Source organism: Arcicella rosea, from assembly GCF_040543805.1.
Classification (GTDB): Bacteria; Bacteroidota; Bacteroidia; order Cytophagales; family Spirosomataceae; genus Arcicella; species Arcicella rosea.
On sequence record NZ_JBEUMS010000001.1, the window covers coordinates 489,301 to 512,748 of the forward strand.

General features: G+C 33.9%; 20 protein-coding genes and 1 riboswitch. Of the genes, 7 read left to right on the plus strand and 13 right to left on the minus strand.

Features of this window, described 5'->3' with window-relative positions; all coding sequences use genetic code 11:
- Positions 1-96 precede the first annotated feature (96 nt).
- Positions 97-415: riboswitch (cobalamin riboswitch) on the plus strand.
- Positions 416-523: 108 nt separating this feature from the next.
- The 6 genes from ABID42_RS02190 (at position 524) to ABID42_RS02215 (ending at position 7,019) form a co-directional block, all read left to right on the plus strand.
- On the plus strand, positions 524-2,473 hold the full coding sequence (locus ABID42_RS02190; protein WP_367282253.1) for a TonB-dependent receptor plug domain-containing protein: 1,950 nt from the start codon (positions 524-526) through the stop codon (positions 2,471-2,473).
- A 231-nt stretch (positions 2,474-2,704) separates the two neighbouring features.
- Positions 2,705-3,802: a YncE family protein gene (locus ABID42_RS02195; RefSeq protein WP_367282254.1), complete on the plus strand. Its 1,098-nt coding sequence runs from the start codon at positions 2,705-2,707 to the stop codon at positions 3,800-3,802.
- A 176-nt stretch (positions 3,803-3,978) separates the two neighbouring features.
- The gene (locus ABID42_RS02200) at positions 3,979-4,188 is read left to right on the plus strand and encodes a helix-turn-helix transcriptional regulator (protein ID WP_367282255.1); all 210 of its coding nucleotides are present in this window, start codon (positions 3,979-3,981) and stop codon (positions 4,186-4,188) included.
- Positions 4,189-4,270: 82 nt separating this feature from the next.
- A complete protein-coding gene (locus ABID42_RS02205; protein WP_367282256.1) occupies positions 4,271-5,224 on the plus strand; it encodes a hypothetical protein in 954 nt (317 codons plus the stop codon).
- A gap of 116 nt (positions 5,225-5,340) precedes the next feature.
- The gene (locus tag ABID42_RS02210; RefSeq protein ID WP_367282257.1) at positions 5,341-5,934 is read left to right on the plus strand and encodes a DUF6580 family putative transport protein; all 594 of its coding nucleotides are present in this window, start codon (positions 5,341-5,343) and stop codon (positions 5,932-5,934) included.
- 149 nt (positions 5,935-6,083) lie between these two features.
- The gene (locus ABID42_RS02215; protein ID WP_367282258.1) at positions 6,084-7,019 is read left to right on the plus strand and encodes an ABC transporter substrate-binding protein; all 936 of its coding nucleotides are present in this window, start codon (positions 6,084-6,086) and stop codon (positions 7,017-7,019) included.
- A 93-nt stretch (positions 7,020-7,112) separates the two neighbouring features.
- Here ABID42_RS02215 and ABID42_RS02220 read toward each other — a convergent pair whose 3' ends face one another.
- Together ABID42_RS02220 and ABID42_RS02225 are read right to left on the minus strand one after the other, a co-directional pair.
- A complete protein-coding gene (locus ABID42_RS02220) occupies positions 7,113-7,985 on the minus strand; it encodes a glycosyltransferase family protein (protein ID WP_367282259.1) in 873 nt (290 codons plus the stop codon).
- Between the two features lie 4 nt (positions 7,986-7,989).
- Complete coding sequence (locus ABID42_RS02225) at positions 7,990-8,970, minus strand: glycosyltransferase (protein WP_367282260.1); 981 nt, start codon at positions 8,968-8,970, stop codon at positions 7,990-7,992.
- Between the two features lie 189 nt (positions 8,971-9,159).
- Here ABID42_RS02225 and ABID42_RS02230 point away from each other — a divergent pair, with 189 nt between their 5' ends.
- A complete protein-coding gene (locus tag ABID42_RS02230) occupies positions 9,160-9,960 on the plus strand; it encodes a glycosyltransferase (RefSeq protein ID WP_367282261.1) in 801 nt (266 codons plus the stop codon).
- Between the two features lie 59 nt (positions 9,961-10,019).
- On the opposite strand, the gene ABID42_RS02235 is transcribed toward ABID42_RS02230, so the two are convergent.
- The 11 genes from ABID42_RS02235 to ABID42_RS02285 all read right to left on the minus strand — a co-directional run bounded on the left by ABID42_RS02235 (position 10,020) and on the right by ABID42_RS02285 (position 23,434).
- Positions 10,020-10,889, minus strand: a complete 870-nt coding sequence (locus ABID42_RS02235) for a hypothetical protein (protein ID WP_367282262.1) — start codon at positions 10,887-10,889, stop codon at positions 10,020-10,022.
- A gap of 96 nt (positions 10,890-10,985) precedes the next feature.
- A complete protein-coding gene (locus ABID42_RS02240; protein WP_367282263.1) occupies positions 10,986-14,045 on the minus strand; it encodes an AAA family ATPase in 3,060 nt (1,019 codons plus the stop codon).
- Positions 14,046-14,048: 3 nt separating this feature from the next.
- A complete protein-coding gene (locus ABID42_RS02245; RefSeq protein WP_367282264.1) occupies positions 14,049-15,251 on the minus strand; it encodes an exonuclease SbcCD subunit D C-terminal domain-containing protein in 1,203 nt (400 codons plus the stop codon).
- A gap of 149 nt (positions 15,252-15,400) precedes the next feature.
- Positions 15,401-16,009: a PepSY-like domain-containing protein gene (locus tag ABID42_RS02250; RefSeq protein WP_367282265.1), complete on the minus strand. Its 609-nt coding sequence runs from the start codon at positions 16,007-16,009 to the stop codon at positions 15,401-15,403.
- Between the two features lie 209 nt (positions 16,010-16,218).
- Positions 16,219-17,052: a translation elongation factor Ts gene (gene tsf, locus ABID42_RS02255; RefSeq protein WP_323257377.1), complete on the minus strand. Its 834-nt coding sequence runs from the start codon at positions 17,050-17,052 to the stop codon at positions 16,219-16,221.
- A gap of 220 nt (positions 17,053-17,272) precedes the next feature.
- Entirely contained in the window at positions 17,273-18,076 is an 804-nt protein-coding gene (gene rpsB / locus ABID42_RS02260) for a 30S ribosomal protein S2 (RefSeq protein ID WP_184129680.1), read from the minus strand.
- 225 nt (positions 18,077-18,301) lie between these two features.
- Positions 18,302-18,691, minus strand: a complete 390-nt coding sequence (rpsI, locus tag ABID42_RS02265; RefSeq protein ID WP_309915319.1) for a 30S ribosomal protein S9 — start codon at positions 18,689-18,691, stop codon at positions 18,302-18,304.
- Between the two features lie 83 nt (positions 18,692-18,774).
- Entirely contained in the window at positions 18,775-19,218 is a 444-nt protein-coding gene (gene rplM, locus ABID42_RS02270) for a 50S ribosomal protein L13 (protein WP_184129674.1), read from the minus strand.
- A gap of 364 nt (positions 19,219-19,582) precedes the next feature.
- Positions 19,583-20,074: a hypothetical protein gene (locus tag ABID42_RS02275; RefSeq protein WP_367282266.1), complete on the minus strand. Its 492-nt coding sequence runs from the start codon at positions 20,072-20,074 to the stop codon at positions 19,583-19,585.
- A gap of 21 nt (positions 20,075-20,095) precedes the next feature.
- Positions 20,096-20,626, minus strand: coding sequence for a hypothetical protein (locus tag ABID42_RS02280; RefSeq protein WP_367282267.1), 531 nt, complete (start codon positions 20,624-20,626; stop codon positions 20,096-20,098).
- A gap of 24 nt (positions 20,627-20,650) precedes the next feature.
- Entirely contained in the window at positions 20,651-23,434 is a 2,784-nt protein-coding gene (locus ABID42_RS02285) for a hypothetical protein (protein WP_367282268.1), read from the minus strand.
- Between the last annotated feature and the right edge of the window lie 14 nt (positions 23,435-23,448).

Here is a 23,448-nt window from a genome sequence, read left to right on the forward strand (position 1 = left end):
CCTAATTACTTGATTTATAAGCCAATAATCACAACAAAAAAGCCTATAAATCAAGCTTTTAAAATTCTTTCTTCAAAATAACATAAAATTTCTGCTACCTTTGCATCAGTTTATGGTGCATTAGGCTTGTATCAATACAAGTTTAAAGCTTAATAGGGAATCAGGTTGAATGCCTGTACTGTCCCCGCAACTGTAAGTTTCAATACCATCATTACCATTCTTCAATAGCCACTGGTTTAGTGGTGATTGAGTGAATAAATGATTGAGTGAATGAAGAAATTCAAAAATAATCCTAAAATTTAATTGGCTTATTAATCACTAAATCACAAATTCACAAATTCACCAAATATTATTCTGGGAAGGTTTGGGTACATGAGAAACAAGTCAGGAGACCTGCCATTAAATCATTCTTGATTGCTTGCTTACGGAGGATAAGCATCATTGAGCGTTCGATTTTTCTTTCAATTTTCTTGGTCAATATTTTCGGTTTCATTCCGCAGGTCAAGGCTTAACTATCAACGTTATGTCTGCTGTTTTTACGTATTGCTTACGTTTTCAGCCAATACTTTTAGTCATGGGTATTTTTATATCCTTGCGAAGCCATGCCCAAGAAATTGCCAACAAACAAATCGACGAAGTAAAAGTAACAGGTTTTGCTACTGAACATTTTATGGCAGGCTTGAAAGTACAAAAAATAGATTCTGCTACTTTAGCTCGTTTTCAATTTCAAACTTTAGCCGATTTTCTACAATATCAATCTCCCATCGCTTTTAAAAGTTATGGAACTGGTCAGTTAACAAGTATTTCTTTCAGAGGAACTTCTGCCATGCACACGGCAGTGATGTGGAATGGATTGAACATTAATAATCCAATGGCGGGACAAACCGATTTTTCAACTGTTCCATTGTTAGGTTTCGACCAAATGGCGATTCAATATGGTTCTTCGGCTTCCTGCGTGGGTTCTGATGCAGTGGGTGGAAGTATTTTACTCAATTCTGTTCCACAATGGAAAAGACAAGGAATGAACTTCACGCTTGGCGGACAGTACGGAAGTTTTGATAATTATAATCTACAAACAGGTTTACGTTTTGTAAAGTCTTACAAAAACGGTTTACAATTTTCTGGCAAAACTTTACTTTACGGAAGTAAATACAATAATCATTTTTCAGCCACAGAAAGAACTGATAGCAAAGGAAGAACTTACCCGATTGAACCTACTGAAACTGCCCAAAAAGGTTTTATTCAAGATTTGTACTTGAAACAAAAAAATAACAATGTACTTTCTTTGAATATTTGGCTGACTGACAATAAGTTGAGTATTCAGCCAGATGTAATTGCCTCCAGAGAAATTACACAAACAAAAGCGTACCGTTTTCTTTCTTCCTATCAGTTCGGAAATACAAATGTAAAAGCGGCTTTTGTCAGAGACATTATTGATTATGGAACGGGCGATTTTGCTAATCCAAGTCATTCCGAAACCGACCGCTACATTAGTCGTGCAGAACACGAATTTTCTTTTAAATCCTTTGATGGTTTTGGCAATACTTCTATCAGAATCGGTGGAGAATTTGTGCATTATGTAGCAAAAGTTGATGGCTATGGCGGTGGTGCAATTACTGAAAACCGTCAGGATATTTTTGCTTTAATCAGACAGCAACTTGCAGAAAAATTAATTATTTCGCTGAATCTTCGTCAGGCTTTTTCAAGCCGTTATAAAGCTCCTTTTACGCCTTCATTGGGTATTGAATATGCAGTATTTTCAACGAAAAAGCATGAAATTAAAGCTACAGCCAATGTTGCCAAAAGTTACCGTTTACCTACTTTGAACGAACGCTATTGGAAAGTTATGGGTAATCCAGACATTCGTCCAGAAAGTGGTTTCAACAAAGAAATGGGAATCAATTGGAAACAGGTTCTTTCTGAAAATATAAATACTTCTTTGGATATTAATCTTTATCATAATTTGGTTAACGACTGGACTTACTGGAATCCAGACAAAGGGTATCGGGTAGAAAATCTCCAACAAGTATTGGCAAAAGGTTTTGAAGTTTCGGGAAATATCAAATATACAAAGGCCGATAAAATAGCTGGTTTTACGGGTACTTATGCTCTTACGAACACTTCTCAACAAAAAGTTTATGCGGCTTATACAGAAGATTTTATCGGCAAACAAATGATTTACGTACCACGTCATTCGATTTCGGGTACAGCATATATTGGCAAAGGAAATTGGAATTTAAATATTCAAGGATTGTATAATTCTGAACGCTTTATCACTTTCGACCATTCTGGACGACCTTTTCCATCTTACTTTATTTTGAATTCAACCATTTCGGGTAAAATCCAATTGGGCGAAATTCAATCAAACCTAATTTTTCAAATAAATAACTTGACGGATACGGTGTATCCGAGTGTAAAAAAGAATGCCATGCCGGGAAGAGGTTTCTCTTTGGGATGGATTATGAGTATTTAGATTTTGGATTTGTGGTTTCGGATTTCAGCTTTCGGTCATCGGATTTCGGATTTGGGCTTTCGGTCTTCTGAATTCAGCTTTTGGAATTTGAATTTTGGATATGGTTTTCGGGTTTCAAGTTCATCTTTTTTCATTTTCAATAACTAAAAAATCTGAAATCCGAAATCCGACGACCGAAATCCCACATCCAAAAACCCAAATCGTTTTCATATTTTAATCAATAATAAAACAATGCAATTTAATTCTATTATCGTTCGCTCATTGGTAGCAACTTCTTTATTCTTGTCGTTAAACGCTTGTAATTCAGAAACAGAAGTAGTAGTACCTGCTCAACCTTATGATGCTGGTGTGTTTGTAGTTAACATAGGTAATTTCACTGACAATAACGGGTCAATTTCTTTGTACAATCCAACAACCAAAACAATTTCTAATGATGTTTTTCAAAAAGAAAATACTCGTTCTTTGTCTGGTTTAGTTATGGGCTATGCGGAGGTTGCTGACAAAGGGATAATCTTGGTAGATAACTCTACCAATGGTAACGATGCTATTGAAATCGTATCAGCAAGTACTTTTAAATCAGTAGCAACAATTAAAGATGTTGAAAACCCTCGAAGTGTAATAAAAGCAGGTACTAATAAGGCTTATGTAGTTTGTTGGGACACATTCAATCCTGATTATAGTTATAAATTAGGCTATATAGCTGTAATTGACCTTACCACTAATAAAATCACTAAAAAAATACCTGTTCAAAATGGTGCTGAAGGCATAGTAATAGTAGGTAATGAAGCATTTATTGGAAACACTTCATTTTCAGGTATTAATTCGATTTCAGTTGTAGACATAACTAAAGACGAAGTATCTGGAAATATTCCTGTACAAGGTGCAGCTGCTAGTTTTGTAGTGGATGCTAATAACAAAGTTTGGTGTACAGTTGGAAGTGAAATCCTTCGTATCAATCCTACTTCTAAAATTGTTGAAGCTCGCCTTAAGGTTAGTTCAAAGCCATCTTCAAGTCCAAATAATTTGACATTAAATGCTAACAAGACAGTTATCTTCTTTGATTATTCATATGAAGATTATGCAGATAACTCTAGAAAGAAAGGTGAAATTTATAGCTTTAATATAACTGATGCTACTATTTCGACAACAACGCCTTTAATCAAGCGTGCTTTTACAGGCTTTGCATTTGACGTTAAAAATGGAATTATATATGCTGGCCTCACTCCTTCATACAAGCAAGCGGGTTATGTAATTAGATATCAGCCTAGTGGTGCTTTAATAGATTCAATAAAGACGGAAGTTGGACCTAGTGGCTTTTTCTTTAAATAGTTACTAATTTCAAATAGCTTAACTTAAGGATTAGGATGACATTGTTTTGAAAATAATGTCATCCTAATTAATATTAAACGTGATGCAAGAGATTATATCTTCTACTATTTATCTCTTTTGAAGAAATCTGATTATTTTTTATCGCAATACAGTTATTAAATCTCCCTAAAATTGATATGAATTTTTCTCAATTATCAATTATACTTATAAAGAACAGACAATCCTTAGGTCTAACCCAAACAGAAATAGCAGAATATATTGGCGTTGCTCAAAGTACTTATAATAATTGGGAGTCTGGAAAACACAAACCTAGCATTAAATATCTTATCAAAATATGTGAAGTATATCAACTAAAAATTAATGATTTAATTCTTCAAGTATCTTAAATAAACATATTATCAGTTTCCTGATTGGAGTAGAAGAAACATTAAAGTAGGTTCACATTATAATTTAAAACTTTTACAAAATATGAAAAAAATAACCTGTTTACTCCTTATCTGCGTCGTTTCATTTCTAATGACCAAATGTTCAAATAGTACTAGCATTGTTCCTGATAGCGATTTGCAATTAAAAACAGTAGTACCCATCGAAAATAATTGGGACTTGAAGTCATTGTCAATACTACAAAACATAAAGTTCAATACTATAAATGAGAAAATAAAAAGTTTGTCAGAAGAGGAATTAAAGAATTATGAACGTGACATAGTTACTGCTTATGATGAATATACAAAGAATCCATCAAAAGAATCCTTAGGGAAATATATTGGATTTTTAGGTTATACAGATATAAATGATTTTCTCTTCAAGGACAATGCAGAAAAAAGGTATAAAGAAAAGATTTTCAAAGCCTACTACAATAGTGATTTTTCTACCAAGAATATTCAAAAATTCTCAATAGAACTTTCTAAAATATATACAAATAACAACCCGACAGTAAATTCAACCCAAGCAACCCCTTACTGTGGATTGGTATGTGCAAATACAAATAGCATATGTTTAGCTGAGGCTAACAATGCCTATAATAATGCAACAAGTGGAAGTTGTACTTTAAATACGATAACAGGATGTCAACCTATTTATCAATGGACAATCATAGGAGTCTCTGTTCCTAATTCTATGGTAAATGGTTGTCTTGTAGTGAGGGCTATTATAAATAGAAATTTCGGACCTTTTTGTGACCTTGGACCAACTCCATTTGTAGTTGTTAATGATGTGTTCAAGTATGATTATGATCCATCACGAGCTAATCAAATGATTATATATAATGCAGGACCACAGACTAATGATTGTAATGATTACAATTCCTATAATTCTTGTTTAGCAATTAAAAAGCAAGCTAAGGAACAAGCAGATATAATTTATGCCATAGCAGTTGCAAAATGTGCTCTGAGCTATTCTACTTGCTTAAATGGTTGTCAATAAAATATTAGCGTAAATTTAAATATCAGAAGAAGGCTCAATTAATCAAATTGAGCCTTCTTCTGATATTTATTCTTTCAATTTATTTACTTTCTTTATACAACAAACCTCCAAGTAATATGAAACAGCAACTCAACCCTCGTTTTTTAACCTTGCTTTGCTTTATTTTAGCGATTGCTTTGTTAAGAATTGCCAACTCCGCACAGCTTACTCCAGTAGCAAATTATACGCCTCTGGGTGCTATGGGACTTTTTGGCGGAGCATATTTTAGCAATCGTTGGAAGGCTCTAGCTTTTCCAATTCTTACCATTTTCGTGAGTGACGTAGTGATTAACAAAGTGGTGTATCAAGGAAAATATGGAATGATGTACGACGGTTGGTATTGGATTTATGGCATTTTCGCCATCATTGTATTGTTTGGAAGAGTAATTCTTCAAAAAATCAATGTCCAAAATGTAGTTTTAGCAGCGGTGATTGCCTCTGTTTCACATTGGGTTTTAGCTGATTTAACGGTTTGGATTGGCGGAGGAACAGATTTAAGAACGAATTTACCTTTAACCCGTGATTGGGCTGGTTTACAACAATGTTTAATTCAAGGTTTTCCTTACATGAAAAACTTCTTAGTTGGAACATTGGCATATTCAGCTATTCTTTTTGGTAGTTTTGAATTATTACAAGTTCGTTTTCCAAGTTTGGCACAAAATCAAGCTTGAGGCTATCGGTCTTCAGATTTCGGCTATCTTTTTTGAATTCTTGTTTAAGGATATAGCTAGATTCTAAAAGCTCTTACCTCTAATTTCATTATTTATTAATAAAAAGCAATTGCTGACTTCTGATAGCTAATTGCTGAAAGCTCAAAACAATGAAAGCTGTCTCTTTTCTTCCTGCCGCAACACAAATGATTTACGATATGGGTTTGCAAGACTTACTCTATGGCGTAACCTTTGAATGTCCGCCAACATCGAGAACTGAAAATGAAATTTTAGTGCGTTGTGTGCTTGAAGGAAAAGACTATTCAAGTGAAGAAATCGACAAGATTTTCTCGGCTTCTAAAGCACAAGGAAAAAGCTTGTATTATGTAGAAGAAGATAAATTACAAGCTATCGCACCCGATGTTGTCATTACACAAGACGTTTGTGAAGTATGCCAAATTGATACAAAATGTACGCAAGCGGTTATTGATAATCTTGAAAAAACACCTCAGATTTTAACAATTACACCCCAAAGTTTAGAAGATGTTTTAAATTCTGCGATTACGATTGCGAAGGCTTTGGGCAGAGAAGAAGCTGCTTATTTGCATTTAGCGAATCTTCAACAAAGAATTGACAATGTTATCGACAAACTCCGTGAACACAGAGCTTTGCCTAAAAGAGTAATGTTGTTGGAATGGATTGAACCAATTTATAATTGTGGGCATTGGATTCCTCATCAAATTGCTTACGCTGGTGGCATTGATATGCTGAGTAATCCTTCTGGCGACAGCATCGTGACGCAATGGGACAAAATATTGAAGTACGACCCAGAAGTATTAATCATAGCTCCTTGCGGTTTTGAAACCCAAAGAAGTATGGAAGAATTACATCTATTAACCATAAAAAACGGTTGGGAAAATCTACGTGCAGTTCAAAATAAAGCAGTTTTTGTGCTTGATTATGATTTGTTCACTCAACCAAGTGCATCGACCTTAGTAAATGGTATTGAAATTTTGGCAGCATTATTTCATCCTACACTTTTTAATATTCCCAAACACCTAATTCATAAAGTGTACCCTATTTTTAATCAAACTCTAGCTACATAATTTCTTTTTTGAATTATGTTTCATCATGAAAAAACATTTCCTCTAATCTATCATGGGTCTGGAACGCAAGTTTCGGACCTTTTTTATGGCGTATCAAACCACTTTATAATTCCTATACTCTCCGATTCTATAGCCTGTCAGCTTTTCAATTCCCATTTTTACTTGGTTTTTGAAAGAGAGCTTTTTCTCGTGAATATCATAATTAAACATCCAATTTACGCTATCAATTCTGGCTTGCATTACTGCTGGATGCGTAGCTTCAAAAAGTGTTAAAGAATCTATTTCTGAGTAATCAAAAGCCTCTAATACTTCTTTTATTTTATCAACATCATGACCTTCTCCCCAAAAATTGATAGAACTTTTCATCTTTTCACGCTGAATTTCTGGCGGTTTTACCCAACCATAATGGTAAATATAAGCGTCTATTAATTTTACTTTCAATTTCTGATTATCAACCGTTCTGAAACCTTGAGCATCTTTATAAGAACGTATTTTCCCAGTATTTTTAATCACCCTGATTTCTCTTCGATACCAACGATGAGCGTTGCCTACATAGCGATATGAACCATAAAAATGGGTATAATTAAACAGTAAACCTTCTACTTGAGATTTATGTAAATTATCCTGCATGGCTTGTTTAATAACAGGCAAATACTTTTCATGTACTACTTCATCTCCTTGAATATAAAAACACCAATCTGCATCTGGCGAAACGGCGGCTAAAGCTTTATCTGTTTCAACAGCAAGTACTTGTCCGCCTTTACGCAAAGAATCATCCCAAATGGTTTCAATGATTTTTATTTTCGGAGAATCAATACTTTGAATTAAAGCCAAAGTTTCGTCTTCTGAATTTCCCACAGCTACGACTACTTCATCACATATTGGCAAAATAGAAGTAATGGCTTCGACGATGGGATAATCAAATTTGATGGCATTTCGGACAAAAGTAAATCCAGATATTTTCATGAGATTATTCAGAAAAAGGCAAAAATTTAGGATAGTTTTCCAAAGCCTTTGGCGTTTGGGGATTCAAAGGTTTTCCAGCTAAAACCGTTTCGTAATAAGTAACATATTTCTCTGCCATTGTTCGGGCAGAAAAAATATCCTGAGCATATTCATGGCAATTTTGGGGCGAAAAATGGTCAATATTTTTCAATTGTTCAACCCATTCATGCTTCTGATTTGAGAGAAAACCAACCTCAGGATGAATCAATTCGGGCAAAGAACCATAAGTAGTACCAAACACAGCCGAACCCATATAAAGGCTTTCAACAATTGCCAAACCAAATGGCTCGTGCCATAAAACTGGGAAAAGTAAGGCTTTCGATTGGTTTAAAATGCTTAACTTTTCTTCCCCACCAATCATGCCATGAAAACGAACATGAAAATCGGGTGTGAAACGAAAACCCATTTTCAAATTCAAACGAGTACCGCCCATCACGATTAATTTATGGTGACTTCGCTTCGAGATTTCAATCGCTCCTTTTACATTTTTTACTCGCCAAGCGGCTTTTGCTAAAAAATGAAGATGTTTTCGAGGAAGATTCAAATCTGGCTTTCCATAATCATCAAAATCAATTCCGTTATAAACAAAGGCTTCTCCGCCATGTCTTTCTGCATGATTTTTAGAAACGAAAACAGTGTTCTGATGCAAAGAATCTAATTGCGAACTGTTGCCATGCTGAGTAACAACAAATGGCTTCCGAATATATTCTTGCGGTTTTTGATTGAGATGAACTACATCAATATCATCAGGAATTTGCTCGTCTAATGGTTGATTTTCACGATATGGGATAATTTTGGCGAAGGACGATGTTGAACCTTCTTTCACCAGAAATGTCACATGATGCCCTAACAAACTAAGGTATTTGCCAAGCCACCAAACTACTCGTTCGGTTCCACCATATTGATTTACAGGAAGTATCGCATTATGTTGAAGAAGTATATTCATAGTGTTTTGTTCCCACAAATTCGTTGGAGAGACAAAAATCGAAAGATTTTAAGATTGTTTTCTCAATAAAATATCATGCTCAATACCACAAATTTAAGCTATTGTCTGTGTAGTTTGACTATACTCAAAGAAATAAGCGTAATTTTGAAGCTTTAATTGAAAATCATTCCATTTTAAAGATAGAAGTTTATGCGTTGCTCAGTGAATATCGCTTTTTACAATAAAATTGATAATCTTAAGCTCATTTTGGCAGGATTAGAACGCCAAAGCGTTAAAGATTTTGAAGTGATTATTTCAGATGATGGTTCTCGTGAAGATGTTGTTAAACAAATCAGAGAAATTCAAAAGCATTCGCCACTCCATATCAATCATCTTTGGCAAGAAGATAATGGTTGGCAAAAAAATATCATGCTAAATAAAGCCGTGATGAGTGCGAAATCTGATTATATTATTTTTATTGATGGCGATTGTATTCCTGACGATAGATTTGTGGAAGCACATTTGGAAGCAAGACAAAAAGGATTTGCACTTTCGGGAAGAAGAGTATATTTATCGGATAAAATATCTAAAAAACTTACGCCAGAAAGTATCAAAAAAGGCTATTTCAAAAAGAATTTTTTGTACTTGTTATTATCGGGTGAAACTCGACATGGCGAAAAAATGCTTTATGCAAGAGTACCCTTTTTTGCCAGAATGATTAACAACAAACATCGTGATATTTTAGGTTGCAATTTTTCAATTCATAAAGAAGATTTACTAAGTATTAATGGTTTTGATGAGCGTTTCCTTTGGCCAGGTGTTGGCGAAGATTTGGATGTTTATAGACGACTTATTTTAATTGGGAAATCAACAAAATCAGTAGCTTCTTCGGCTTTGGTTTATCATTTGCATCATAAGGAAACAAAAATTCCACAAGAAACTTGGGATTTACAAAAAGTAACGCAACAAGAAACAGAGCCATTTACGCCTTTCGGTATCGTGCAGAAATAAATCAAAAACCCTTGTTCAAACGTTTGAACAAGGGTTTTTTGTTAAATAACTTTCTATTATTACTTCTTCTTTATTTGCTGAATAATTTTAGCTGGAAAAATCCTTTCAATAAATTTTTTAAGCCTAATTTGTGCCAAAGGAACTCTTTTCTGAATGGCAAGTTTAGCAAAATCCCAATCCTGAATCAAAACTATATCTTCTTCTAAACTTCGGTTTCCTAAAAAAGATTCTACCACAAATTTTCTGATGATTTCATTCCATTCTAATTTATTATCACAGTAATGACCTATACAAAAATTAGAAGATTTTGCTTCTCCAAACTCAGAAATGGCTACAGAAATTGAAATCTTTTCAATCAATTTTTTTGTAACATTTGCTTGAAGCATACTATCACAAATCAAAAGTGCCATCTTTACAATATCATAACCTTTTTCAGCTGGCAAAACCATTACTCCAGTATTCCAAATACAATGTTCTGGCTGAATTACAATCCCTCCAAACGACATTCCTCCTACCTGTTTCCAAAGTAACTTCTCACTTTTACTTTTCATTACTGAAAGCTTTCCTTCATATTGATGTAGCATAGAATGCGCTAAATCGGCTTTCAATAAATTAATATTAGCATACAAAAAAGTATCGGTATCTAAATATACAACAACTTCTTTCGGATGAATCGAACATATATATTCTATGGCTTTGATTTTTACTCTTCCCAAAAACCGCTTTGGGCCTTCCCATTCATCCAATAAACCTTTGCTTACTTCTACAATATTCACTCGGCTAGCTACCCGCTCATAATACTTTGGAGCGTCCGTCAGAACATATATTCTGTCTGTTTCACTCATCTGACTCAGAAATGAGCAAATAGAAAAATATGTTTGAATATGGTTTTCTTGTTCTTCTCCAAAAACCAAGTACAAAATATTCATAATGAAATCTGGTTACTCAAGACTATTTCTAAATTGAATAATATTAATGATGCTGTTGGTGTGAAAATCACTGTATTGATTAATTGTAGCCTTTGTTTAACCCTTAATGTCAATTCTACTAAAACCTCTGTTGTTTCTTTCTAGTTTAATTTGCGTTGAAATTCTTTCTTTGATAGATTCTACGTGAGAAATAATACCGATGTTTTTCTGTCCTTCCTGCTGTAATTTCTCTAAAGTACCCAAAGCCAAATCTAGTGTTTCGGGGTCGAGTGTTCCAAAACCTTCATCAATAAATAAGCTTTCTAGTTTTACATTCTTAGAAGCCAAATCTGATAAAGCCAATGCCAAAGACAAGCTCACCATAAAAGTTTCCCCGCCCGAAAGTGTTTTTACAGAACGACGTTCATTGCCCATATACTGGTCAATTATCATCAACTCATCGTCCTCATTTTCAGTAGGTTTATCTAACAAATAACGATCGGATAGCTCAGCTAAACGTCGATTTGACAATGCTATCAATCTTGCTAAAGTTAGGCCTTGTGCAAATGTACTAAATTTTTTCCCTTCTGCATCTCCAATATAGCGGTTTAATAATTCCCATTTCAAATTAGATTTTTCTAAGAAGGCTATTTCTTGTTCTAAAGCAGAAATTTCCTGACGATGTGCATTCTGAACTTGAATTTTTACTTGTAATCCAGTTACTTCATCGGCGACAGCTTTTCTCTGTTCTTGCAAAAGTTGATTCAAAGCAAGTAATTCTTCCAAACTTATCAAAGGATTATCTTCTTGCTGTTTTTGTTCAAATTCTGCCTTTTTACTCTTCAATTCACTTTCTAAAACAGTTATTTTGGTTCTTAGTTTTTCCTGTTCATCTCTTAAATTTTTACTTTGTTCTACCGAAAGTAACTGCTGTTGAGCCTCTTCAAGATTTGTAAAACCTAATCCATTTAAAGCCACCAACAATTCGTTCTCTAATATTTTTACTGCTTCATTTTTCTCTTTTATTTCAGTATCAAGTTGCTGAATTATTTTCAAATTAGCAGTGATTTTTGTCTGTAATTCCGAGAATTCTTGTTGTAGTTTATCACAATCGTTATTGATATTTTTACCAATGTATAAGCCCTTAATGGTATCAATCAGTACATTTTTTTGCTCCTGAAAACCCTTCGTTTCTTTTACAATTCGGTAAAGCGATTTTAAATCTTCTAGTACTTTTACAGATTTAACTAGCAAATTCAAGGCTTCTGTTTGCTGCTCTTTCAACTTTATTTGTTCCTGAACCCACGCTCTGTTGCCTACTTTTTCTAGTTGTAAATTCTGCTTTACTTCATTAATTTCTAAGTGTTTTACATCTAGCTTTTGTTGAAGTTCATCTTTCTTCTTCTGCTCTTTTAATTCTAATTGATGTGCAGATGCAATCTGTGTTTTCAAAGTATTTACTTCATTGTTCAATACTTTTTCTTCGGCTTTTTGGCTCTTTAAATTTTGGTCAATTTCTACATAATTATTGGCATAATGACTCAAAAATGGATGCTCTAACGAACCACAAAGTGGACAAGCTTCGTCTTTTTTCAAAAGTTTGGCTCGGTCTTTTTCAAAGTTGTATGATTTCCCCAAACGCTCTTTTTCTACTTCTAAAGCCTCTATTTTCTGAACAAGTTGAGTATATAAAATTTGTTTTTTTTCAAGAACTAAAGTATTCGTATTTTGAAATTCAAGTTGTATTTTTTCCTCTTTTTCTGCTTCGCTAAAAAGAGTTTTTAAATTACTATAATCACCAATTAACTGATTGAGATGATGATACAATCTTAGCTCAAATTCTAATTGTAATCCTTTTTCTTCTACTTCTTCTGGCGACGAAATCTTTGCGACTTCATACCATTTTTCCATCTGTACTTTCTGCTCTTTGGCAACCGACTCAATTAATGCTAAAGATTTATCAGCCAATTGATTGACAGATAAATTATTTAACTGTGGAATTCTCAAAAACGAAAGTACTTCACTAATTTGCTGTTGTTTAGCTTTCAGCGTTCCTTCTTGTTCACTTAGTTCTCTCAGCAATTCTGTTACTTTCCTACGGAATTCTTGTAATACTTCAGTCGCATTTTCTGCATTAACTTTTTCATTCGTAAAATCTGAAATGACACTAATATTGTGATTGAAGGCTTGCTGATTTTGAACTAAATCTTGATTTTGAACGACTTGTCGATTTTGAAGATTTCTAAGTTCTCTTACATCATTTTTTACTTGTAAAATACTTTCTCTGAAAGGCTCAACCAATTCATGTTGTTGAAGTATCGGTAATTTTTCTTGTTCAAATACTTTCCAAATCGTAGCGGTATTGGTATAATCTTTTTCTTTTTGAAGAATTTCGTCTCCAATAACTTTCAAAGTATTTTTTAATCGAATACTTTCCGAAGTTTTTTCCAAATTTTCGTTGGCTTTCACAATCGAAAATTCTTTCTCGGCTAAATCTTTTTCCCAAGTTTCAGCAATTTCTTGCGCAACTAATTTCTCCGAAACACTCTTGATTTGGTTTCTTTTTAATTTTAATTCTCCGCCTTTTTCGTTATTTATTTCAAAGGCTTTTTTGCCTAGCAAACGATAAATTTGCATGCCCGTAATATCTTCCAAAAGCTTGCCTCGCTCGTCTTTTCCAGATTTTAAAAATTTAGAAAATTCTCCTTGCGACAGCAAAATTGATTTCACGAATTGGTCATAATTCAGTCCAATCAAACTTTGATTTTTATCAGGTACTTCTGTTTTTTTGTTGGTAATTATTTGGTCTTTGGCTTTATCGACAATCTCCATTCCATAATCATTCAGATTATTATTTCGATTGACATTGATCCACCATTTCGACACAAAAACGCCTGATTTACAAACGTACTCTACTTCTACGGCACATTCTTTTTCACCACGAGTAAGAATTGAACCACCCGAACCGACTAAATCTTTAGAAATCTTTTTATCAAATCTTGGCACACGGTTGAACAAAGCCAAAGTAATGGCATCTAAAAGCGTTGATTTCCCCGCTCCCGTTGGTCCAACAATCGCAAAAAGTCCCGCCGACGACAATGGATTTTCGGTAAAATCAATCCGATGTTCGCCTTTGAAAGAGTTGATATTTTTTAAATATATTTTATTGATTTTCATCGCTTAGTTTTCCTCTTTTACTTTTTGTAATAATTCCACAAAAGCTTCCATCAACAAAGCCTGATGCTCTTCCGAAAGTCCGTTTTCTTTTTCTAATCTTCGTTTCAAAATTTCCGTTTCGTTAATGTCATCAATATTTTGTCCTTCAAAAAATAGCTCTGCTGTGCTGTTAATTTCGTTTTTGAATGAAATTCTATGTTTTAAAACGATGGCATTTTCATCTTCAAAAACGGCAATAATATCGTTTAGTTCTCTGGTCAAAATAGGATTGTGTAATTCTTCCGTTACTTCTATTTCTAAAAATGCTTTCAACTGGCATTCGTTTTGAAAACTGCTGAGTTGACTTTTTACTTTCTCGAAATCGCCCGAAATTTTCTTCAGCATTCTATTTTTGGGTACTGGAATGTCTTCTATTTTTTGAATTTTTCCTGCTGAAATTTCCAATTCAATCACGATTTTTAAATCATTTTTTTCACTAAAACTCAAGGCAATCGGCGAACCAGAGTAACGGATATTTTCTTTGTCCGATACTTTTTGTGGACGATGAATATGCCCTAAAGCCACATAATCGAAGGTTTCTGAAAAATCGTTTCCTTCAAAAGCTGCCAAATTTCCGATTTGAATTTCTCGTTCAGATTCTGAAGCCACAGAGCCATTGGCGTACAAATGTCCCATCGCAATCACGGGCGTATTTGGGAAGCGTTCTTTACAAATATTAGCTAATTGGTCATAATGATTTTTAATGCCATTCCGAACCGCTTCGATGCGTCCTATGGCTGTTTCTCCTTCCACTGCCTGACGCAAATCGGCATCACGCAAATAAGGAACAGCACAAACAATTAATTCCTTTAAATCAATGATTTCATCTTCAATATTGGGCATAGCTCCGCCAACAACGATGACATCCAACATCGACAAAATATCTTTGGGTGCATTCAACATCGACACCGAATCGTGGTTTCCACCAGTGATGATGATTTTACATTTTTGCAAAATCATTTGTCGTAAAAACCAATAGTAAAGCATTCGGGCTTCAGCAGGTGGATTAGCGAGATCGAAAATGTCTCCTGAAATCAATAACACATCAATTTTTCGTTCTTGGATAAGGGCAATCAGCCATTCCAAAAATAATTGTTGGTCTTCGTGAAGGTCGTACTTATGGAGTTTTTTCCCTAAATGCCAATCGGCAGTATGTAGAATTTTCATGGAATGTCATTCTGATTAAAAAAGAATGCTAAAATACGGCTCTTAATTGAATTATACCTTAAAAAGATTAGGCTTTACAAAAGCATAAACCCCACAACATTGAAACATTCAATATTGTGGGGTTTAATAAAATGATTTTATCAAAAAGACTATTGCTTTCTAAGCTTTCTCATTTTGTGTAAAGGTGCTTCTAACTCTTGCTTGAATGCACCAGTAGCATCAAATAAAAGTACTTTACGGTTTGTTCCATCATTGATAGCGACATAATAGTTACCATCAGCATCTGTTCCTGCACGCTTGATTGTGTAACCAGCATAAGTAGCAGTAACATAAGTAGTAATAGAAGCTGGTAAAGTCGTTACTTCAACAGCTGTCAATTTCGCTTTTCTAGCGTAATGTTGAAGTGCTTTTACAAAAACACCATTAGCATCAAACAATAACCCTGTTTCAACGCTATTTAAAGTGATTCCTACAACATATTGACCTTGAGTATCCGTCCCAGCAAATTTAATCGTAGCACCAGCATAATTCGTAGAGATATAAGTAACGATTGCTGTTGGTAAAGCGGCTGGGTCAACAGTTGTAATTTTTCCTCTGCATTTTTGTTTCGTTACGGTGTCTGTAACTGCCGCAGTACGTGCAGCTGAAACTTCTAGGGTTTCCAAAGCATCATCAGAAGCTGTTAAATCGTTCTGTTTTTCACAACTTGCGAACATGATACCCACCAAGGCTGTCATTAAAAACAATAATTTTTTCATTGGGTAATGGTTTTAAAGTTTAAAATAAATTTTGAACATTTCAATTACTTAGACAGCCTATATTTTACATGCGTTGCATGACGAGTAAAAATACTTAAGATTATTATAACCAAATTAACTATAAAATACTTTTAGATGTTAATTAAGACAAAAGGAAACAAAAAAGGCCTCCATTACTGGAAGCCTTTTTCAATATCACTATAAAATTATTAAGCTAAAGCAATACGTTTGAAAGTACTGATAGTTAATCCTTTTTGAGTTTGCTCTAACAATTGTTTGATATTGATTGAGCTATCTTTTACAAATTGTTGGTTCAACAAAGTGTTTTCTTTGTAGAATTTCTCCAATTTACCTGTTGCAATTTTTTCTAACATTGCTTCTGGTTTTCCTTCTTGACGAGCTTGGTCTTTACCGATTTCGATTTCACGTTCGATAGTAGCTGCATCAACACCGTCTTTATCTAAAGCAACTGGTTTCATTGCAGTGATTTGCATAGCGATATCTTTACCAACTTCAGTAACGTCAGTTCCAGTTACGTTTGTAAATGCTACTAAAACACCAATTTTGTTGTTAGAGTGGATATAAGAAACAACTTTATCAGCAGTGATGTTTTCATAACCAGCTACATTGATTTTTTCACCAATTTTACCAGTTAATTCAACCATTGCTTCTTGAGCGTTACGTCCGTCAGCTAAAGTAGAAGCTAATAAAGCATCTTTATCAGCAGCGTCAGTAGCAACAGCTGATGCCAATAAAGCAGCAGCTAATTCATTGAAATCTGCTACTTTAGAAACTGGTTCAGTTTCGCAAGCTAAAGCAACTAATTTACCATTTGTTCCATCTTCGCTGATTGCAACTAATACTACACCTTCGTTAGTAGCGTTATCTGCACGTTTAGCTGCCACTTTTTGACCAGCTTTACGAAGAATATCAATAGCGGCTTCAAAATCACCACCTGCTTCAGTAAGGGCTTTCTTACAATCCATCATGCCCGCACCGGTCATTTGTCTTAATTTATTAACGTCTGCTGCTGAAATAGCCATCGTTTTATTGATTTTAGATTTTGGATTACGGATTGCGAAATTGAACTGGCTTTAATTACGTTATTTCGCAATCCGCATTCGCTAATTCAATGTTAATTTTTAAAGGAACAGCCCATAGAATTCCATGGGCTGCTTCAATTTTGATAAATTATAATGATAAAGTTATGACAAAAGGATAAGTATTCATGGCTTCTCAGATTATCATATCTTCAAATTATTATTAATCTTCTTTCTCGTATTTAGCTGCAACTTTCGCTGCTTCTTTAGCTGCTTCTTCGTCAGCTAAACGCTTCGCTTCTTCTTCCTCTGCTAAACGAGCATCGTCTTTATCTTGCTTACGCTCCATTAAACCTTCTTCGATAGCTTTACCAATTGCTAAAGTAATTAAAGCGATTGATTTGTAAGCATCATCATTAGATGGTACTGGATAGTCAACTAAATCAGGGTTCGAGTTAGTATCGCACATTGCGAAAACTGGAATACCTAATCTTTTTGCTTCTGCTACTGCAATGTGCTCACGCTTAACGTCAACTACGAAAAGAGCTGCTGGCAAACGAGTAAGGTCAGTAATACCGCCTAATACTCTTTCCATTTTCTCTTTATCACGAGACATCATCAAACGCTCACGTTTTGCTAAAGCTTTTACTGTTACTTCATCTTTCAATAATCTGTCGATAGTTGACATTTTCTTGATTGATTTACGTACAGTAGCGAAGTTTGTAAGCATACCACCTAACCAACGGTCAGTTACGTATGGCATTTTCAAACGACGAGCTTCTTCAGAAACAATTTCTTGTGCTTGTTTCTTTGTAGCAACAAACATTACTTTACGACCTGAACGAACTACCGCTTTGATAGCAGTACAAGCTTCGTCTAAACAAGCTAAAGTTTTGTTCAAATCAAGAATGTGGATACCATTCTTCTCCATAAAGATGTATGGAGCCATTCTTGGATCCCACTTACGTGTCATGTGTCCAAAGTGAACACCGGCATCCAAAAGGTTTTTGTATTCTAATTGTGCCATTTTCTGACAGTTATCTGTTATTTGTTAATTGTTATCAGTATGATACTAAAATCCAACTAAACAATAACTTCTAACTTTAAATTAAAAGTTGAAAAGAAAATTGAAAACAACAAAGACATCGGTCACTGTAAGTCTTGTTGCGTATAATTAAAATCAAATATTGGGTTATCCATTAGTAGTTGACAGCAAAACTGATAACCGATAACGGATAACCAATAACGGATATTAACGTTTCGAGAACTGGAATTTACGACGAGCTTTCTTACGACCTGGTTTCTTACGTTCTACCATACGAGGGTCACGTGTTAAGAATCCTTCTTTTTTCAAAGCTGGACGACGCTCAGGATCGATTTCTTGTAAAGCACGAGAAATTGCTAAACGAAGCGCTTCTGCTTGTCCTTTGATTCCACCGCCATCAAGATTTGCTTTGATATCATAAGCACCTTCAGTCTTAGTCAATGCAAATGGTTGATTAACGATAATTTGTAAAATTTCAGATGGAAAGTACTCATTCAAAGCACGACCATTCACAAGAATAGTACCGTTACCTGGAGTCATATAAAGACGGGCAACAGCTGTTTTTCTTCTTCCTAATGTATTAGTTACTTCTGCCATTTTTTTATAGAGAAGTTATCAGTTATCTGTTAATGTTAATTCGTAAAAACGAACAACGGATAACGAATAACAAATAACGATTATTAGAATTTAATTTCAGTTGGTTGTTGAGCTGCGTGTGGATGTTCTGTACCTGCATATACATACAAGTTAGTGAACAAACGGCTTCCCAAACGGTTTTTAGGTAACATACCTTTAACGGCTGCTTCTACAACTCCTCTTGGGTTTTTCGCTAACACTTCTCTTGGCGTTGCAAAACGCTGTCCACCTGGATACCCTGTGTGACGGATGTAAACTTTATCAGTCATTTTCTTGCCAGTAAAACGAATTTTATCAGCATTAATAACGATAACATTATCACCACAGTCAACATGTGGAGTGAAAGAAGGCTTGTGCTTTCCACGTAAAATTTTTGCGATTTCAGAAGTCAAACGACCTACAATCTGATTCTCTGCATCAACGATAACCCATCCCTTTTCTGTGGTAGCCTTGTTGGCTGAGATGGTTTTATAACTTAAAGTATCCACTTTATTAAGATTTTAAAAGTCCTAAATGTTTTCTCAAAGAAAGCACCTTTGCCAAAAGGTGTTACAAAAAATATATTCACGGTGGACTCTTATTAATTGCTGTGAAAGTATTTTCGGTAAATCAAAGTTGGAACGTCTCTGATTTTCAATGATTTTGCCTTATTTTTTTTCTGAACGGGCATCCAGTTAAAAATTGGGAACGCAAAATTACGGAGTTGTTTCGGTATATGCAAAAAAAACTAGAAAAGTTTTAGCTTTTTACGTGGCAAAATCTAAGCTTTTTTCATTTGTTGTTTGATAAACTTATTTTGATGCTTCTTTTACTAGAAAAAATGATTAGTCAGGTTAATAATTTTACTTTCTCTTAAAGTCCTGTTACTGTGTAAATGATTGTCGTTGAGTATGTTTTAACTGGAATTAACACTGAAACACCTCTAATTTCATATTGAATAGGAACACCCACTCGGTTACCTAAAAGCGCTAAAGAACCTGAAAAAAAATTGGAATTTGTTGTAGTAATTTGTTGATATGAACTCACGCCTGAAGGTGTTATCGTTGCTAACAAGCCTCCTGTGCCATCTCCAGTTTTACGAATGAATAATTGTAGTCTCGAATCCCAAACAATGTCTTGGCGTCTAACACTTACTTGGTACGTCAATAAAGACCCATTAACATTTATAAGAGATTGATTTGAAGAACTTGTTATATTATTCGTATAATCTGCACCAGCTTGAGTAATTGTGGAAGAAGATAATGATTCAGACCAATTAGTTCCTCCAGACTGAATCACAATGCTTTGAGAAAAAAAAGAATGATTGATTAAAAGGCTAAAGAAAACAATTAGGTAGTACTTCATCGTTACAACATTATTTAAATTTCAATTATCTGATAGTGTATAAATGATTGAGAACGAATTAGTACCCTGACGCAATTGACTATAGTTGTTTATTGATAAACTAAATTGAAGATTATACCCATTAGAAACACCTACTCCTGTATAAGCACCTCCAATACTGTTTATAATTGTAGTAGGAGTATTTGATAGCACAACAAGCCCTGAAGATGTCCCAAATGTACCAAAACTATTCACGGCCGTTCCTGCTTGTAGCGACAAAGTTAGTCCACTCGGAATACTCCCATTTGCTATCTGGGCTGTTACTTTTCTAGAAATATTCTGTGCTACTCCTGAAGTAAAATTCAACCATTTCGTATTGTTTGTAAGTGTGTTTGTAAGCCCCGTTCCTGATAAACTAGGAACAGAAAATTGAAAATCAATAGTGCTATTACTAGGCTTAACACTTAATAGAGAAACAGAATTTAGTGTTAAACCAACATCGACAGTTGCACCACTTTGACCGAGTACAATCTGAAAATAAAGTATAAATAATAATAAAAAGAATATTTTCATTCAGTATTGGTAGATAGGGGTTCTTTACTTTAGTTTCACATGTAGTTGAAATGTCTTGTCTGAAAAATGTAATTTTCGTTCCTTACTTATAACTGTAAAAGACAATTGACTCTCTTTATTAGGTATAACTTGAATTATTTGTTCAGAATTTTCAAACGAAAATAGTTCTTGTCGATTAGCAAACCATGCTTTTACCTTCCACTCCCCTGGTAAAATCTCTTTATAACAAAACTCTCCCTTTTCATTCACTTTTGTTGTAAAGGTTTCTAATCCTTTTTCAAAAGTCACAAAAATTAATGGGATTTTATTAATAGAATCTTTTTGATAATTAGTGGTCAACAAATTTATCTTTCCTAACACTTGGCTTGTTTTTACTAAGCTCAACTTTACTCGATGAACACTATCTTGTTTAACAATTACTTCTATTGGACTTTTACGAATATTAGTTACTCCTTTCGGTAACGACGTATTTTCAATCTTTAACAAATATCTTGATGGTAATAAATCGTTAAAGTAAAAATTACCGTTATGGTCTGTTAAAGTCCTTTTCTCTCCAATTTTTATTAATAAATCTGACAGTTTTAGATCTGGGTCAGTACTTTCCACCTTTCCATAAACAGCCCCATTCTTTTTACTTCTCGCAATTGGCAAATTTAGCTTTAATGTATATTTTACAGAAAAATAAAACATATTGTGATTACTCATTGCTATATTTTGATGATAAGGCACAAATGTTCTCCCAAAACTTGCTGAAATTAAATGTTGTTCACCAATATTTACATTAATTAATCCATTTACGAAAGATTGGGCAACAATCAGTGCATCAGGAGTAAAATTATTACGATACATCAACGAAGCATTCAGCCAATGTTTAAGCTTTACTTTCAACGTTCCTCCATAAAAAAAATAATTAGCAATGGCATTATTGATAGAATATTTACTTGTCTGTTGATGTTCAAGAATGCCTCCCAACCAAGTAGATGATACAATTTCAACTTCTGGATTTAACGAGTTAGAGAATGATTGACGAAGCAGGTTTTCATCATTAAAAACCAATAAATTTTGGGCTCTTCCAAAACGTCCACTATATAAAATATTTAGTTTTTTAGATAAGTAACTATAAATTATATTGGCAAAATCTTCTTTGTAATGAAAATTTTGAGGAATCATTCTATCCTCTCTTTCTTGCCAATTATAACTAAACCTTAATTGATTTTTCTCGCTTATTTGATAATTCGAAACTAACATAAAGTTATTTATATAAGGAGAAGTATTGTACATAAGTAAATCAAAACTTGGATTTATTCGGGTAAAATTATGCGTTATACCAACACTTAACTTATCTGAAAATCTATAATTTATATTATTTACGGACAACAAACTATTTCGATAAAACCCTTGAAAGTCTTTACTAGCATAAATAAAACTACTCGACAAATAAAATTTGCCAAGGCTAATATTCATATTATTGAAAACAGCAAGATGATTTTTATCAAAAGACTGACTCACAGCAAATTCTGTTTCAACATCCCATCCTTTCGTTCTGTATTTACTAGTAATACTATATAGATTTGATATAACACTATAGGGCAAAACATTTTGACCAGCCTTTTTAATTAAATCAAAACCCATTTGAAATTTATCGGAATGATTATATCTAAAATTTACCCCATATTCATAAGCAATTTCAGAGAAAAATCTGGGTTTTGCATAAAAAAAGCTTATCCCGATTTTTTGAAAATCATAATCATATCTAAACCCTCTACAAAATCTTCCAAATTCAATGAGATTTGATAATTTTAACTGATAATCACCAAGCTGAAGTACTGACTTTTTCAAATAGCTATATTTCAAAGCTAAAATCTCATACGAGCCAGTAATGGGAATACTAAATTGGTCTGGACCATGAATAGTAAATTCTGCAAAATGTTTATTGGTAAAATCTAAGAACCCTTTCCCTTTAAAATCATACTGAAGTGCCTTAAACTGATTATTTTCAGAAGAAGTCCCCACATATATACTACTTATTTCAGTGGGAAATCTTAAATATTGGTCTTGTTGTTTATTTTCAGTACCATAAACAGATGTACTTACCAATGTTGTAATTGGCAATAGAGAATCTTTTAAGTAAACAACTAAATCTGAGGTAATGTACCAAGCGCTTTCGGTTCCTTTGGGTATTTTCTGGCGAACGCTTACAAGTATTGATTCTTTTTTTTTAAGTAACAGAGTGTCGCTTATTTTTTCAATTTTCCCATATATAGACTTCAAAAATAGCTTTTCTTCTGCATTTCCTGAGTTATTGATTAAAAAATCAATTTTAAGAGAATCCCCTTCTTTAACAAACTCTGGTGTATCAAAAGCCACTACCTGAATATCTCTAATTCTCCTCACCAAAAGTTTCACGCTTTTGGTAATAGTGATTCCATTTAAATTGAGCTTTATGGATAATTGATACTCAGAAGCTTCAGCATCAGATGGAATTGATATACCATAAATACACCTAATCAGGCTGTCATTTTTAATACTCTTTTTACTTGTTAACAATCGCCATCTTTGTGGTAGATTAATAACAATACTTGATAAGCTATCAATGGTTTTTGTCTTTCGAATATCTACAAAAACAGTAAAAAGCTTTCCTGGTTCAACAGATGTTGGCAAATCAATTTTTATAATACTTTCGGATTCAAACTGTCCTTTTGCATTAATGGTAACCAAGATAGAAATGAATAGACATACAACTCTCCATCTTCTAGAAGCATTTATTCTTAAATGGGATTGGTTATATATTGTTTGAAAAGTTGCCATTATGGTACTTTCAG